The organism is Flavivirga aquimarina (assembly GCF_030540835.1).
GTDB lineage: Bacteria > Bacteroidota > Bacteroidia > Flavobacteriales > Flavobacteriaceae > Flavivirga > Flavivirga aquimarina.
Window position 1 is genome coordinate 43,064 of sequence record NZ_JAUOEK010000101.1, and the last position, 14,610, is coordinate 57,673.

The window sequence follows — 14,610 nt, forward strand, 5'->3', positions numbered from 1 at the left end:
GCGTTACCACCCCATGCTTCAACTTCTACACAAATTGTTACAATTTGACTAATGTTATTTTCTGAATCATAAATACATAAATCTGCACAAAACTGCCCAGCTGGGAAAGAGTCTTCAAATCTACATCAATTTCATACTCACCATCTATTAGGGTTTTGTTAGATTTTAATGGCCCTCTATTTTTTTGAGATTTGTTAGTTTTTATATCAACAGATTTATTAGTATTAAAACTAGAAACCGATATATCAAAATGCCCAGAAGCAGTGTTATCATCAGAATCTTTGAATAATAAATAAGCTCCTGCTATATTTGTTTCAGTTGTTGAAAATTTTAAATTAAAACCGGTATTTTGAAAAGCTTCAGCTTGATTTGAATTTAATTCAAGGTTTAGATTACTATTAGGAGCTGGAGGCGTTCCCTGATTTTGTGTTGCTCCATCAATAGAAATATCAGAATTCAAATTAGCAAGAGGTACAGGAACTTCTTCCTGTTGATTTTACTCGTTCGCTAATTGCTCATTTTCATTGCCATTATTGTCATCCGACGAACAAGAAAATACTAGAATTTAAAAAATAGTTAATGCAAATAATGTTTTAAATAATTTCATAGAATTTGTAATAAATTGATTAATAATAAATTTGGTTGTGCATATCTAGAAGTATTAGTTTTATTAGCCAAATATCTGAAACAGATTGCCCACTTAAAAATACAATAATTGACAAAAGACAAAAAATCAGTTAAAGTGTTATTTGAAGAAGAATTTTATAGTTACTATAAATAAAATGAAAGCTATAAAAGCTAAAAGCACCCATATACTGCCAGAGTAAAAGCGTTTATGTAGTTTTAAATCTTTTCGGTAGGTAAACCCTATTATAATAGCAAAGACAATAAAAAATAAAACTCCGAAAATGATTTGACCTTTACTAAACATATAGTTATTTTTATGCAAATTTAATTAATAATGATGAGATTCCCACTTGGTCACTTCGACTACGCTCAGTGGCCAAGTGAGAATGACAAAAAAGTATTTATGAAAAACAAAATAGAAGCCGTAAAAGCATTTCATACGGCATTTAAAATTGGCCATAGGGAATCGCCTAAAGCAGATTTAGGAAAAGAGAAAAATACGCTTCGTTTCAATTTAATGAAAGAAGAAAACGAAGAGTATTTAGAAGCTGCCAATACTAATGATTTAGTTGAAGTAGCTGATGCGTTGGGAGATATGCTTTATATTTTATGTGGTACGATTATAGAGCATGGCATGCAATATAAAATTGAAGAAGTGTTTGATGAAATACAGCGTAGTAATATGAGTAAATTGGGAGTAGACGGACAACCTATTTATAGAGAAGATGGGAAAGTACTTAAAGGCCCCAATTATTTTAAGCCTAATATTGAATCGATATTAGATAAATAAAATAGGTTTCTAAAAGTGTTAGAAACAAAAATTGTCTCATCTAGCGTAGTCGAGAATGTTTTAATAGTTAAGATATTGAAAAAGTTCTCGACTTTAGCCTGTCTTGAGCGTTCGCCTGCCGGACGGGCAGACGAAAGGCTCGAACAGACATTTAAGTGTTTTAAGCTTTAATTTATAAAGATGAACAATAAATATATATAAGTTTATTCAACTTTATACCTCCAACCAAAAGGATCTTCAGCTTTATTTGTTTGAATATCGGTAATGCGTTTCTTTAAAGAATTGGCATACGATGTATCATCTAATTCTGGTAAATCATAATCAGTATCCTTATAACCAAAACCAGCAATTGGAGAAATAACAGCAGCAGTACCTGCTCCAAACATTTCTTTTAAAGAACCATCTTTAGCAGCAGAAACAACCTCTTGTACCGTTAGTTTTCTAACTTCAACAGAAATACCTTCAGCTTCAGCCAATTCAATAATACTTTTACGTGTAATACCATCCAGAATTCTATCACTAGTTGGCCCGGTAATTAGAGTATCGTTTATACGAACAAAAATATTCATGGCTCCGGCTTCTTCGATATACTCGTGGGTATTATCATCGGTCCAAATAACTTGTTGATACCCCTTATCTATAGCCAATTGCGTTGGATAAAATTGTCCGGCATAATTACCGCCAGCTTTAGCAAAACCAACACCACCATTTGCAGAACGTGAGTATTTTTCTTCAATTAAAACCTTTACTTTTCCAGAAAAATAAGAACCGGAAGGAGCAGTAGCAATAATAAAAGTGTATTCATCGGCAGGAGAGGCATGAAAACCATTACCGGAAGCAAAAACAAAAGGTCTTATATATAAGGAACTTCCATCTTGTTTAGGAATCCATTCACTATCAACTTGTAATAACGTTTTTAGCCCATCCATAAAATAATTTTCCGGTAACTCTGGAATAGCTAAACGCTTAGATGAAATATTTAAACGTTTAAAATTATCTATAGGGCGAAATAACCAGACATCATCATTCGCATCTTTATAAGCTTTCATACCTTCAAAAACAGATTGACCGTAATGAAAAATCTTAGCAGACGGATCTAAACTAATAGCTTGATAAGGAACGACCTTAGGTGCTTGCCATTTACCGTCTTTAAAATGACATTCCAGCATGTGATCTGAAAATACATGCCCAAATTTTAAATTACCAAAATCTACATCATTAATTTTAGTAGTTTTGGTTTTTATAATCTCTATGTTATTGATTATAGTATTCATGGTCTAGTTTATTTGATATCACAAATTTAAGTAAAAACGTTTTTAAAAAAACGGTATATTTATATAAATCGTTTAAAATTAAAATATTAATAATATGAAGCCGATTACCTTAGTAATTATATGTGTTTTAGTGTTAAATTCTTGCAAAAATAAAAATGAAGAACAACTAAAAATAACACCTAAAACAGAAGATATTGCATACACATCATTTGGGAAAAAGATTATTGCAGATGATGCGATTATGGCTACATCTATGGCCAAGCATTATAAAACTATGAGTACAGGAGACTCTATTAATTCTAAAATGATAGCTAAAGTAAACAGTGTATGTCAGGCAAAAGGCTGTTGGATGACTTTAAATTTAGAAGACGGCAACGAAGTTATGGTGAAATTTAAAGATTATGGTTTCTTTGTGCCTAAAGATATAACCGGAAAAGAAGTAATAGTAAATGGAAAAGCCTATGTAAAAGAAGTGTCAGTTGATGAGTTGAAACATTATGCCGAAGACGCAGATAAATCTACCGAAGAAATAGCAGCTATTACGCAACCCAAACGAACTTACTCGTTTGAAGCTGATGGAGTTTTATTAAAACAATAATTTGAAACGAGAAGTAGTAATAACCGCCGATGGTTCTTCAACCATTCATTTACCCGATTGGAACGAGCAATATCACTCTAAACATGGTGCGATACAGGAAGCCTATCATGTATTTATAAAACATGGTTTGCATCATTTTTGTCATGCTGAACTCGTTTCAAAATCACATAAAAACATATCCATCCTAGAAATTGGTTTTGGTACTGGATTAAATGCTTTTATTTCGTTATTAGAAGTGGAGAAATTAGGTGTCACTGTTAACTATTTTGGGGTAGAAGGCTATCCTGTTTTAATGGATGAAATTAACCAATTAAATTACCCGACAACATTACAGGTAAAAGCTAAAGAAGCCTATTTTAAAAAACTACACGAAGTTTCTTGGGAAGAAAAGCATGTTATTACTGAAAATTTTACAATAGAAAAACAGCATCGTTTTTTTTCAGAAATTAAAGAAAAAAGCAAGTATCATATTATATATTTTGATGCTTTTGGAGCCAGAGTACAACCCGAATTATGGACAGAATCTATATTCTTAAACATGTATCGGGCATTAAAAGTAGGAGGTGTACTGGTAACATATTCAGCAAAAGGGAGTGTACGGCGTGCTATGGAATCTGTCGGTTTTAAAGTTGAACGACTACCTGGACCTCCTGGTAAACGTGAAATGCTCAGAGCCACAAAAAGGCTTTGAGCATTAGGATTCATCCAAATGTTACGCGCCTGTAAGGAAGCGTGACATTCAACGGAGTTGAATGCTTAGAGCCAAAAAGATGCTTTAAGTATTATTTTAAGACCTATAAATACTTATTTAGATTGTTAAACCTAATATAAATCATTAGCATACGGATATGTCTTTTTGTAACTTTAATAAAAAAAGAAAATGCGAGTTTTAATAACAGGTGCGACAGGTTTAATAGGGCAGGAGATTGTAAAACTTTGTCAGGGAGAAGGTATTTCGGTTAATTATTTAACGACCAGGCGTTCTAAAATAGTTCAAACAGAAAGCTATCAGGGGTTTTATTGGAATCCTACAACTCAGGATATAGATACCAATTGTTTTAAAAATATTGACGCTATTTTTCATTTAGCAGGAGCAACAGTGTCTAAACGTTGGACTCCATCTTATAAAAAAGACATTTTATCTAGCAGAAAAATAACAACCCAGTTATTAATAAATGCTTTAAAAGGAGAGAGCCATACCATAAAACAAGTCATTTCTGCAAGTGCTATTGGAGTGTATTCAAGTTCATTAATTAATTATTATGAAGAAGACTCTAAAGATTTTAGCAATTCTTTTTTAAGTGAAGTAGTACAATCATGGGAGCAGGAAGTAGATGCATTTTCTAAACTGAATATAGTTGTTTCTAAAATACGAATCGGTTTGGTCTTATCTAAAAAAGGCGGTGCATTACAAGAAATAATTAAACCTATAAAAGTAGGATTGGGGGCAGCTTTAGGTAGCGGTACACAATGGCAGTCTTGGATTCATATTCAAGATTTGGCTAATATCTTTTTATATGTTTTAGAAAATAACTTAAAAGGTATTTATAATGGCGTAGCTCCAAACCCTGTTACAAATAAAGAACTAACAAAAACCATAGCTAGTGTAATGCGCAAACCATTGTTTTTACCAAATATTCCTAAATTATTTTTAAGATTTGTATTAGGTAAAATGCATATATTATTATTTGAAAGTCAGCGGGTCAGTTCTAAAAAAATAGAAAATAAAGGCTTTCATTTTAAGTATCACCATTTACGCCCAGCCTTAGAAGCCTTGTTAGAGTAAAGATTTAAACGTATTGTTAGAAGGTTGTTTTAAATGGAAACATTATTGTATTCCAAATTCACTGAACAAATCTTGTAAAATTTTAACATCTTTTGGTTTCGTTTCATCTCCATAAGAAATTGTAATGATACCTATAAAATCGTCAGAAACAACTATTTTTTGAAATTGGGTAAAGATGTAATCAGTGTCAATTTTAATTCCCATTACATTTTTCATATTAATTTTATACCATTGCGTTGCAATATTGGTTCCTACTCTAACTTGTCTTTTTCCAACAATATTTTGCATATCCTTTGTTAGAGAAAATGTACTATCCATATAATCAGATAATGTCATGTTCAAATCAATCAAAGGGTTTTTATCTAGTTGTAGTACAACAGTTGGACGAAATTCGTTATAACTCTCATCTTTAGATGTGAATACCATCATGGCAGGGTTAAATTGTTTTAGAAATTTATTTGAGGTTAGCAAAGAGTTTATTTCACTTTTATAAGACTCAAGTAAATTAACAGGTTTATTTAACGAAATTTCAGTTCCAAGAGGAGAGTCATTAACAACTTCTAAATTACTAACAATTTCAGAATCAATTTTAGGAAAAGGCTTATCTTTTGGCTCTTTTTTTAATTTAAAAAGAGAATAAAAAAGCATGATTATACCAACACCTGTTTCCACTATAAAAGTTGCAAAAAGAGGCGTTTTAAAATTTGATGCTAAATTACCAAAATCAAAAAATAAAGCGAGAATTGTTAATGATGTAATGACTATATAAAATATTATGAATACCCAGAATAGTACCCATTTCATTGTTATGCTTTGTTTGTCATTCATTTTAGTTAGGTTTATACGGTTTATACTCTTTGGTTGTAAAAAGAGGTTATGCAATTTAGTATATTTTTCTTACAAGTAAAAACAGCTCAGTTTTTACAAAGTAATTTTAAAATAAATAATGTCCCGTATTCAAATAGCGTTGCAAAAATGAGGTGTACAAATAAATTTAAAATATTTAATGACATTATGACATTTTTGTAATATTGGCAGTACTTTTGCCAACTAAATTTAGTATTTGTATAAAAATTTAAATGCAATAATGAGTAAGAAAGATAAAACTAACGATATTGAAAACGACCCAATAGAAGGTGTACAAAACGAAACTGTTGAAGTTGAGGAGCAAAGTGTCGAGGAGCAAACTGTAGAAGAAAAGCTTCAAGCAGAATTAAAACAAGAAAAAGATAAATTTCTACGTTTATTTGCCGAATTTGAAAACTATAAGCGACGTACCTCTAAAGAACGTATTGAGTTATTTTCGACAGCAAGTGAAGATGTCATGAAAACGCTATTACCGGTTCTTGATGATTTTGAGCGTGCATTAACTCATATAGAAGAAGACAAAGAGGCAGAAGAGTTACGCAAAGGTGTTTTATTAATTTATCAAAAGTTGGTAAAAACTTTAGAGCAAAAAGGTTTGTCGGCTGTTAAGATTGAAAAAGGCGATGATTTTAATCCAGATGATCATGAAGCTATTACGCAAATACCGGCTCCTAGTGATGATTTAAAAGGAAAAATTATAGACGTTGTTGAAAAAGGATATAAACTTGGAGAAAAGATCATTCGTTTTCCAAAAGTTGTTATAGGGCAATAAAATATAGACATGGCTAAAAGAGACTATTACGAGGTATTAGGAGTTAGTAAAGGCGCAACTGCAGCCGAAATAAAGAAAGCTTACCGAAAGAAGGCTATTGAGTTTCATCCAGATAAGAATCCGGATGATAAGAACGCAGAAGCCAAATTTAAAGAAGCAGCAGAAGCCTATGAGGTATTGAGTGATGCCGATAAAAAAGCACGTTACGATCAGTTTGGCCATCAAGCCTTTGAAAATGGCGGCAGCGGTTTTGGCGGCGGTGGTATGAATATGGACGACATTTTTAGTCAGTTTGGAGATATTTTTGGCGGCGGCTTTGGCGGTGGCGGATTCTCTGGTTTTGGCGGTGGTGGTCAACGTCGTGTAAAAGGCAGCAATCTTCGTATTCGTGTTAAATTAACTCTAGAAGAAATAGCAAATGGCGTAGAGAAAAAAGTTAAGGTAAAACGTAAAGTTCAAGCACCAGGAACTACCTATAAAACATGCTCGACATGTAATGGTAGTGGACAGGTAACGCGTATAACCAATACTATTTTAGGTAGAATGCAAACAGCTTCTCCGTGTAATGTATGCGGTGGGGCAGGACAAACTATAGATAAAAAGCCAAGCGATGCAGATTCGCAGGGCTTAAAAGTAGCAGAAGAAACAGTATCTATTAAAATACCTGCGGGTGTAGTAGATGGTATGCAACTTAAAGTATCTAGTAAAGGAAACGAAGCTCCGGGCAATGGTGTTTCTGGAGACCTTATAGTTGTTATTGAAGAAGAGGTACATGACAAATTACAACGCGAAGGCGATAATTTGCATTACGATTTATACGTGAGTTATCCAGATGCTGTTTTAGGGACTTCTAAAGAAATTGATACAGTAACAGGTAAAGTACGTATAAAAGTAGAAGCAGGTGTACAATCTGGTAAAATTTTGCGCTTACGCGGAAAAGGAATACCAAGTATAAATGGTTACGGAAAAGGAGATTTGTTGGTACATGTGAATGTATGGACACCAAAAACGTTGAATAAACAACAACGAGAATTTTTTGAATCAATGAGAGAAGATGAACATTTCGCACCAAAGCCTGAAAGTTCGGATAAATCGTTTTTTGAAAAAGTAAAAGATATGTTCTCTTAGTAGGAAAAGGTTATAGATAATTAGGAGCAAGTTTATGCCTCTAGTAGCAAGTTCTTATAAAGTTTTGTTATTAATATATAAAAAATAACTATATTTGAATTATCACTAAATTTATTTTAGTGGTAATTTTTCTTTTTCATAGCAATTTTTTTCCCATCCTTAATTTATTAAGGGTGGGTTTTGTTTTTTATAAAGTAGATTTTATTTTTAGTGCCTTTTACGGTATTATTCTATATGTTACTTTATAACATTTAATATATTTACAGACATCAAAAGTCAATTAAAAAATAAGTAATGAGTAACTTACTCGAAGTTAAAGAAGTTTCTAAAAACTTCGGAGATTTCAAAGCACTTAATAAAGTGTCAATTACGGTTCCTAAAGGTAGTATCTTTGGTTTATTGGGACCTAACGGTGCAGGTAAAACAACGTTAATAAGAGTTATTAATCAAATTACTATGCCCGATTATGGTAAGGTGCATTTAGATGGCGAATTACTCAATCCTATTCATATAAAAGATATTGGTTATTTACCAGAAGAACGTGGTCTTTACAAATCTATGAAAGTCGGAGAGCAAGCGTTATACTTAGCTCAATTAAAAGGATTAAGTAAAGCAGAAGCGAGAACGCGCTTAAAATATTGGTTTGAACGTTTAGAAATAGGAGATTGGTGGAACAAGAAAATTCAAGAGCTATCAAAAGGAATGGCCCAAAAAATACAGTTTGTAGTCACAGTATTGCACCAACCAAAGCTTTTAATTTTCGATGAACCCTTTTCTGGTTTCGACCCTATAAATGCCAATTTAATTAAAGACGAGATTTTACGTTTGAGAGAAGAAGGAGCAACAGTTATTTTTTCTACTCATAGAATGGAATCTGTTGAAGAACTATGTGATGATATTGCGTTAATACATAAATCGAATAAAATTCTTGATGGTAAGCTAATTGATGTAAAACGGCAGTATAAGATAAATACTTATGAGGTCGGTATTCGAACAAACAATAAGGAAAGTTTAGAGCAAGAATTGGCAAATAAGTTTGAAACTTCAATAGCAAATTTTAAAACTTTAGAAGATGAGTTGAAGTTAAATATAAAACTATCAGAAACAGATACCCCTAATGATTTATTAAATTATTTAACCTCAAAAGGAGAGCTGTCTCATTTTGTTGAATTAATACCAAGTGTCAACGATATTTTTATTCAAACAGTAAAGAATAATTAATTTTATGAACCATTTACCACTCATAATAAAGCGCGAATACCTAACTAAGGTTAAGAATAAGTCATTTATAATCATGACCATTCTAAGTCCTGTTATAATGATAGCACTTATTGCGTTTGTTGCCTATTTATCGCAGTTAAATAACGATAAAGTACGCGTTATTTCTATTTTAGACGAGTCCGGGTTGGTACAAGATGTTTTTAAAAGCACAGAAACAACAGTCTACAATAAGCTGGAGGGCATGTCTTTAGAAGAAGCAAAAATAATTTCTAAAGAAACAGATTCTTATGGCTTGTTGTACATTGACAGGTTTGATGATATTGAAACCGTATCAAAGCATATCAAATTTTATTCAGAGGAATCTCCATCGATTACATTTATATCAGACTTAGAAATTAAATTAGGTGAGAAGCTTACCAATTTACAACTTCGTAAAAATGATATAGATATTGAATTAATCAATACTTCAAAAATAAGTGTCAATATAGCTCAAGAAAGTTTTACAGGAGAAAAAACATCTACAGTAGATAGTATCATTAAACTAGTATTTGGATTAGCTGCGGGCTATTTACTTTTTATGTTCATCATTATTTATGGTAATATGATTATGAGGAGTGTTATTGAGGAAAAAACCAGTAGAATTATTGAAGTTATTATCTCATCTGTAAAACCGGTGCAATTGATGCTAGGCAAAATTATAGGAACGTCTTTAGCTGGTATTACACAATTTATTATTTGGATGGTTTTTGGAGGACTTCTAATGACTATCGTTTCATTAGTATTAGGTGTTAATTTACTTGAAACAGAAACACCACAACAAGAGTTAATGCAGATGGCTTCAGAAGGTATCGATTTTAAATATTTATTCGAATCGTTTAAAACCTCTTTAGAGAATTTACCTGTAATGAATCTTATCATAGCATTTATTCTATTTTTTGTATGCGGGTATTTGTTATACAGTTCACTATATGCAGCCATTGGTGCTGCCGTAGATAATGAAACAGATACGCAACAATTTTTATTTCCAATTATGGTGCCTTTAATTTTAGCAGTTTATATTGGTATCTTTACAGTTATAGAAGACCCGCATGGAACCGTATCAACTGTGTTTTCATTTATACCATTAACATCTCCAGTGGTTATGCTCATGCGTATTCCTTTTGGAGTCCCTTTATGGCAACAATTGGTATCATTATTGTTGCTAATTGGTACATTTATGTTTACAGTTTGGTTTGCAGCAAAAATTTACCGCGTAGGTATTTTAATGTATGGCAAAAAACCGAGTTATAAAGAATTGATTAAATGGATTAAGTATTAATATGTATCAAGATTTAGAAGATATAGAAGAAACTATAACAAAAAGTTCAATATGGGAGGTCTTTACGGATTTTACCAGAATTGCTCTTTATGAAAATGAAGCAGCTACCATTAAAATAACAGTAGGTTTTTTACTTTTAGTTTGTATATTTTTTATATTAACTAATGTTGTTCTTTCTTTTATTAATAAGTTAGTTACACGTAAGTTACCAACAGAAGATAAGGCCAAGTTTAATACCGTTTTTTCATTTTCACGTTGGTTTATTTATCTTATTGTATTATTAATAGCGTTTAGTACAGCGGGTATTAATGTAAATGCGATTTTAGCAGCTTCTGCCGGTTTATTAATTGGTGTTGGTCTTGCATTGCAGACACTATTTCAAGATATTATTTCGGGTATTTTTATTCTTGTAGATCAATCTGTTCATGTTGGTGATATTATTGAATTGGAAGGTAAAGTTGGGCGCGTTGAAGAAATTAAACTTCGTACAACCAGAGCAGTAACTATAGATAATAAAGTATTAGTAATCCCTAATCATTTATATTTAACTAACAGTTTATATAACTGGACACAAAATGGAACCAAAACCAGAGAAATTGTAGCAGTAGGGGTTGCTTATGGTAGCGATGTAGAGCTTGTAAAAAAGTTACTTTTACAAGTAGCTTCAGAAAATAAAGATGTATTAAAGTATCCAGAACCATTGGTACTTTTTACAGATTTTGCCGATAGTTCCCTTAATTTTAAATTAATTGTTACTATAAATGATAGCTTTCAAGCCGTCATACCAAAAAGCGACTTAAGATTTGCAATAGATAGAATATTTAGGGAAAACAATATAAGTATTCCGTTTCCTCAAAGAGACGTACATGTTATTTCCCAGAACAAAGAGATATAGAGAAGAAAGATTTAATAAATTTACAATACGAGTATGGATGTCTTTTTCATCTATATTCCTTAATATAAGATAAAATGCCAAAAATATTAGTAATAGAAGACGAAGCTGCCATTAGACGTGTGCTAATTAAAATTCTTTCAGAAGAAAATGACTCCTATCAAGTAGAAGAAGCTGACGATGGTTTAGAAGGCATTGATAAAATTAAAAATGATGATTTTGATTTGGTACTTTGCGATATTAAAATGCCAAAAATGGATGGTGTTGAGGTTTTAGAAGCAGTTAAAAAAATTAAACCTGAAATTCCTATTGTCATGATTTCAGGACATGGTGATTTAGATACAGCTGTAAATACGATGCGCTTAGGAGCTTTTGATTACATATCTAAACCACCAGATTTAAATAGATTACTAAATACAGTTCGTAATGCATTAGACAAAAAAGAGTTAGTAGTTGAAAATAAATTACTAAAGAAGAAAGTTAGCAAGAACTTTGAAATGATAGGAGAAAGCGAAGCTATTTCTCATATAAAAGATATTATTGAAAAAGTAGCACAAACAGATGCACGTGTACTCATTACAGGACCTAACGGAACAGGAAAAGAGTTAGTAGCCCATTGGTTGCACCAAAAAAGTGAGAGAGCAAGTGGGGCTATGATTGAGGTTAATTGTGCAGCGATACCAAGCGAACTTATTGAAAGTGAATTATTCGGTCATGTTAAAGGTGCTTTTACTAGTGCTGTTAAAGACAGAGCAGGTAAATTTGAAGCAGCAAATGGCGGTACTATTTTTTTAGATGAAATAGGAGATATGAGCTTGTCAGCTCAGGCTAAGGTGCTTAGAGCTTTACAAGAAAGCCGTATTCAGCGGGTAGGAAGTGATAAGGATATTAAAGTAAATGTTCGTGTAGTTGCAGCTACTAATAAAGATTTAAAAAAGGAAATTGCAGACGGTAAATTTCGAGAAGATTTATATCATAGATTAGCCGTAATATTAATTAAAGTACCAGCCCTAAATGACAGACGGGATGATATTCCTTTATTAGTAAATTATTTTTCAGATAAGATTGCCGGCGAACAGGGAACTGCAAAAAAATCGTTTTCAAATAAAGCGATTAAGTTACTTCAGGATTATGATTGGACAGGAAATATTAGAGAGTTGCGCAATGTTGTAGAACGTTTAATAATTCTTGGAGGTAGTGAAGTAAGTGAAGAAGATGTAAAGCTATTTGCTTCTAAATAAAATATATTTATAAATAAAAAATGAGGTTATATGAATTTTTTCATATAACCTCATTTTTTTGAATCTGATTGTCTAAGACTTATTCGTCACAACTATTAATTAGTGATACATATTCGGAAGACATAGATTTAATACGATTCATATAATGTGCTTTAACCTCCTTGACACTTTTTTCTGTCATATCTTCTAACGATTTATTATCTCTAAAAGGCTTGTAATTAATACATCCACAAATGTTTAAAGTTTCATTGTAAGTATTAATATTAGACGAAATAGCGTTTTCGTAAGAAAGCACTAATTTTTTCTTTTGTATTAATAATTCTTTTTCTTTTTGCTCAGCTAATTTTAATTTAATTTGCTGCTCTTTAAGCTTCAAAGCTTCTTGCTGTTGTTTTAGTTTCAGCTGTTCATTTTGTAAATCAGTAAGTTCACTACCTTGGCTATCAGCTTCAGCAAGATCTCCGTTATCATCATTAGAAGGAGTATTAGCAGAACATTTGTCAATTTCTATAACACTATTTTTACCATAATCTCTGGCACGCTTTACATAAAAACGACCATTTTCAAAAGTATCAGCAGTATCAACTTTTGCTAATAACTCAATACATTTATCTGTAAGCTCTAAAGCAGCTTTGCAGTTACAACCTTTTAATTCTTCTTTAGCATGTTTAAAAGATTCTAAAGATCTGTTGGCATAATATTGTAAATGATTTATATTATTAGAATCATAAGAATCTTTAACATGAGAATACGCACTAACTAGGTACGAATTCGCATAGTCACATTCCTCTTGACCATTAATAATTAATGATGAAAATAGAAACAATAATAAATAATAGTTTTTCATAAATTTGGTTTTAATAACATAAATATGGGTCGCAATTTATTAAAAACATTATTAAAAAAATGTATTTTGTCGTATAAAATTGCATTTTACGTATAAAATTATCGTTAAAACAATTTATTTGTAAGTTAAATACTTCAATTTTATGATTTGTAAGAAATAAATATTGATATAGTTAATATGATATAATCGATAGCATTTTATATATTTAACCATATAAACTTCTTAGAATGGACAATTACAAAGTAACCAAGAGCATATCATTAAAAAATTCTGAAACTAAAATTATAATTGATAACGCAGAAAAAGAACTTAAAAACATCAGAAAAAAGTTAGGAAAACTACAAGATACACTTTATGCACATGGTAAATATGCCATTTTAGTTTGTTTACAAGGAATGGATACATCTGGGAAAGATAGTTTGATACGAGAAGTTTTTAAAGATTTTAATGCAAGAGGTGTCGAAGTTCATAGTTTTAAGGTACCTACAGAATTAGAGTTAAAACATGATTATTTATGGAGACATTATATAGCACTGCCAGCTCGAGGTAAATTTGGTGTTTTTAATAGAACACACTACGAAAATGTATTGGTAACAAGAGTGCATCCAGGTTATATTTTAGGAGAGAACATTCCAACTGTAAATACTATAGACGATATTGATGATGCGTTTTGGGATATGCGTTTTGAGCAAATTAATAACTTCGAAAAACACATAGCAGAAAATGGCACCATTATTTTTAAATTTTTCTTAAATCTTTCAAAAGAAGAACAAAAAAACAGATTACTTCGTCGTTTAGAAAAACAAGAAAAAAACTGGAAGTTTTCTCCAAGCGATTTAAAAGAACGTAAACTATGGGACAAGTATCAAGTATGTTATGAAGACGCTATAAATAGAACATCCAAACCGCATGCACCATGGTATCTTATTCCAGCAGATGATAAACCAACGGCACGTTATATAGTTGCTAAAACCATGTACGATGCTTTAAATAAATATACAGACATACAAGAACCAGAATTGGATGACGAAATAAAAGCGAATTTGGAATTGTATAAAAAAGAACTTAATAATGAATGAGTAGGGTATTTACTAAATGTCTAAAGCGTTAAAATATAACCGTTTATTCTGAGGGTTCCTGACCCCGATAGCTATCGAGACCAGTACTCCTTCGCAAATGATATACTTAATTAGATTTTTAAGTATTTTTTAAAGAGGTAACCACTATCAATATATAATTAACTTTTAAC

The 14,610-nt window shown here is 31.5% G+C and carries 15 protein-coding genes; 11 read left to right on the forward strand and 4 right to left on the reverse strand.

What is annotated here, in order from left to right; translation table 11 throughout:
* Nucleotides 1–37: 37 nt before the first annotated feature.
* Nucleotides 38–460: a hypothetical protein gene (locus Q4Q35_RS08905; protein ID WP_303277620.1), complete on the reverse strand. Its 423-nt coding sequence runs from the start codon at nucleotides 458–460 to the stop codon at nucleotides 38–40.
* A 570-nt stretch (nucleotides 461–1,030) separates the two neighbouring features.
* Between Q4Q35_RS08905 and Q4Q35_RS08915 the strand changes: the two genes are divergently transcribed.
* Nucleotides 1,031–1,417 (forward strand): pyrophosphohydrolase domain-containing protein, encoded by a 387-nt coding sequence (locus tag Q4Q35_RS08915; protein WP_303277622.1) that lies wholly within the window; start codon nucleotides 1,031–1,033, stop codon nucleotides 1,415–1,417.
* A 203-nt stretch (nucleotides 1,418–1,620) separates the two neighbouring features.
* Here the strand turns inward: Q4Q35_RS08915 and Q4Q35_RS08920 are convergent, their stop codons facing one another.
* Nucleotides 1,621–2,691 (reverse strand): branched-chain amino acid aminotransferase, encoded by a 1,071-nt coding sequence (locus Q4Q35_RS08920; RefSeq protein WP_303277623.1) that lies wholly within the window; start codon nucleotides 2,689–2,691, stop codon nucleotides 1,621–1,623.
* Nucleotides 2,692–2,785: 94 nt separating this feature from the next.
* Between Q4Q35_RS08920 and Q4Q35_RS08925 the strand changes: the two genes are divergently transcribed.
* The 3 genes from Q4Q35_RS08925 (at nucleotide 2,786) to Q4Q35_RS08935 (ending at nucleotide 5,075) form a co-directional block, all read left to right on the forward strand.
* On the forward strand, nucleotides 2,786–3,289 hold the full coding sequence (locus tag Q4Q35_RS08925; protein ID WP_303277624.1) for a DUF4920 domain-containing protein: 504 nt from the start codon (nucleotides 2,786–2,788) through the stop codon (nucleotides 3,287–3,289).
* Between the two features lies 1 nt (nucleotide 3,290).
* A complete protein-coding gene (gene mnmC2, locus Q4Q35_RS08930) occupies nucleotides 3,291–3,980 on the forward strand; it encodes a tRNA (5-methylaminomethyl-2-thiouridine)(34)-methyltransferase MnmC2 (RefSeq protein WP_303277625.1) in 690 nt (229 codons plus the stop codon).
* Nucleotides 3,981–4,169: 189 nt separating this feature from the next.
* A complete protein-coding gene (locus Q4Q35_RS08935) occupies nucleotides 4,170–5,075 on the forward strand; it encodes a TIGR01777 family oxidoreductase (protein ID WP_303277626.1) in 906 nt (301 codons plus the stop codon).
* Between the two features lie 42 nt (nucleotides 5,076–5,117).
* Here the strand turns inward: Q4Q35_RS08935 and Q4Q35_RS08940 are convergent, their stop codons facing one another.
* Nucleotides 5,118–5,903, reverse strand: a complete 786-nt coding sequence (locus Q4Q35_RS08940; RefSeq protein WP_303277627.1) for a hypothetical protein — start codon at nucleotides 5,901–5,903, stop codon at nucleotides 5,118–5,120.
* A 259-nt stretch (nucleotides 5,904–6,162) separates the two neighbouring features.
* On the opposite strand from Q4Q35_RS08940, the gene Q4Q35_RS08945 reads away from it, so the two are divergent.
* From Q4Q35_RS08945 to Q4Q35_RS08970, 6 genes are all read left to right on the forward strand, one after another.
* Nucleotides 6,163–6,714 carry a nucleotide exchange factor GrpE gene (locus tag Q4Q35_RS08945; protein WP_303277628.1) on the forward strand — a complete coding sequence of 184 codons (552 nt, stop codon included), beginning with the start codon at nucleotides 6,163–6,165 and terminating at the stop codon, nucleotides 6,712–6,714.
* Nucleotides 6,715–6,723: 9 nt separating this feature from the next.
* Entirely contained in the window at nucleotides 6,724–7,842 is a 1,119-nt protein-coding gene (gene dnaJ / locus Q4Q35_RS08950; RefSeq protein WP_303277629.1) for a molecular chaperone DnaJ, read from the forward strand.
* A 294-nt stretch (nucleotides 7,843–8,136) separates the two neighbouring features.
* Nucleotides 8,137–9,063 (forward strand): ABC transporter ATP-binding protein, encoded by a 927-nt coding sequence (locus Q4Q35_RS08955; RefSeq protein ID WP_303277630.1) that lies wholly within the window; start codon nucleotides 8,137–8,139, stop codon nucleotides 9,061–9,063.
* A gap of 4 nt (nucleotides 9,064–9,067) precedes the next feature.
* Nucleotides 9,068–10,381, forward strand: a complete 1,314-nt coding sequence (locus Q4Q35_RS08960) for an ABC transporter permease (RefSeq protein ID WP_303277631.1) — start codon at nucleotides 9,068–9,070, stop codon at nucleotides 10,379–10,381.
* Nucleotide 10,382: 1 nt separating this feature from the next.
* A complete protein-coding gene (locus Q4Q35_RS08965; RefSeq protein WP_303277632.1) occupies nucleotides 10,383–11,276 on the forward strand; it encodes a mechanosensitive ion channel family protein in 894 nt (297 codons plus the stop codon).
* 74 nt (nucleotides 11,277–11,350) lie between these two features.
* Nucleotides 11,351–12,514, forward strand: a complete 1,164-nt coding sequence (locus Q4Q35_RS08970; RefSeq protein ID WP_303277633.1) for a sigma-54-dependent transcriptional regulator — start codon at nucleotides 11,351–11,353, stop codon at nucleotides 12,512–12,514.
* Nucleotides 12,515–12,593: 79 nt separating this feature from the next.
* On the opposite strand, the gene Q4Q35_RS08975 is transcribed toward Q4Q35_RS08970, so the two are convergent.
* A complete protein-coding gene (locus Q4Q35_RS08975) occupies nucleotides 12,594–13,361 on the reverse strand; it encodes a hypothetical protein (RefSeq protein ID WP_303277634.1) in 768 nt (255 codons plus the stop codon).
* Between the two features lie 227 nt (nucleotides 13,362–13,588).
* Here Q4Q35_RS08975 and Q4Q35_RS08980 point away from each other — a divergent pair, with 227 nt between their 5' ends.
* Entirely contained in the window at nucleotides 13,589–14,440 is an 852-nt protein-coding gene (locus Q4Q35_RS08980; protein WP_303277635.1) for a PPK2 family polyphosphate kinase, read from the forward strand.
* The last annotated feature ends 170 nt before the right edge of the window (nucleotides 14,441–14,610 follow it).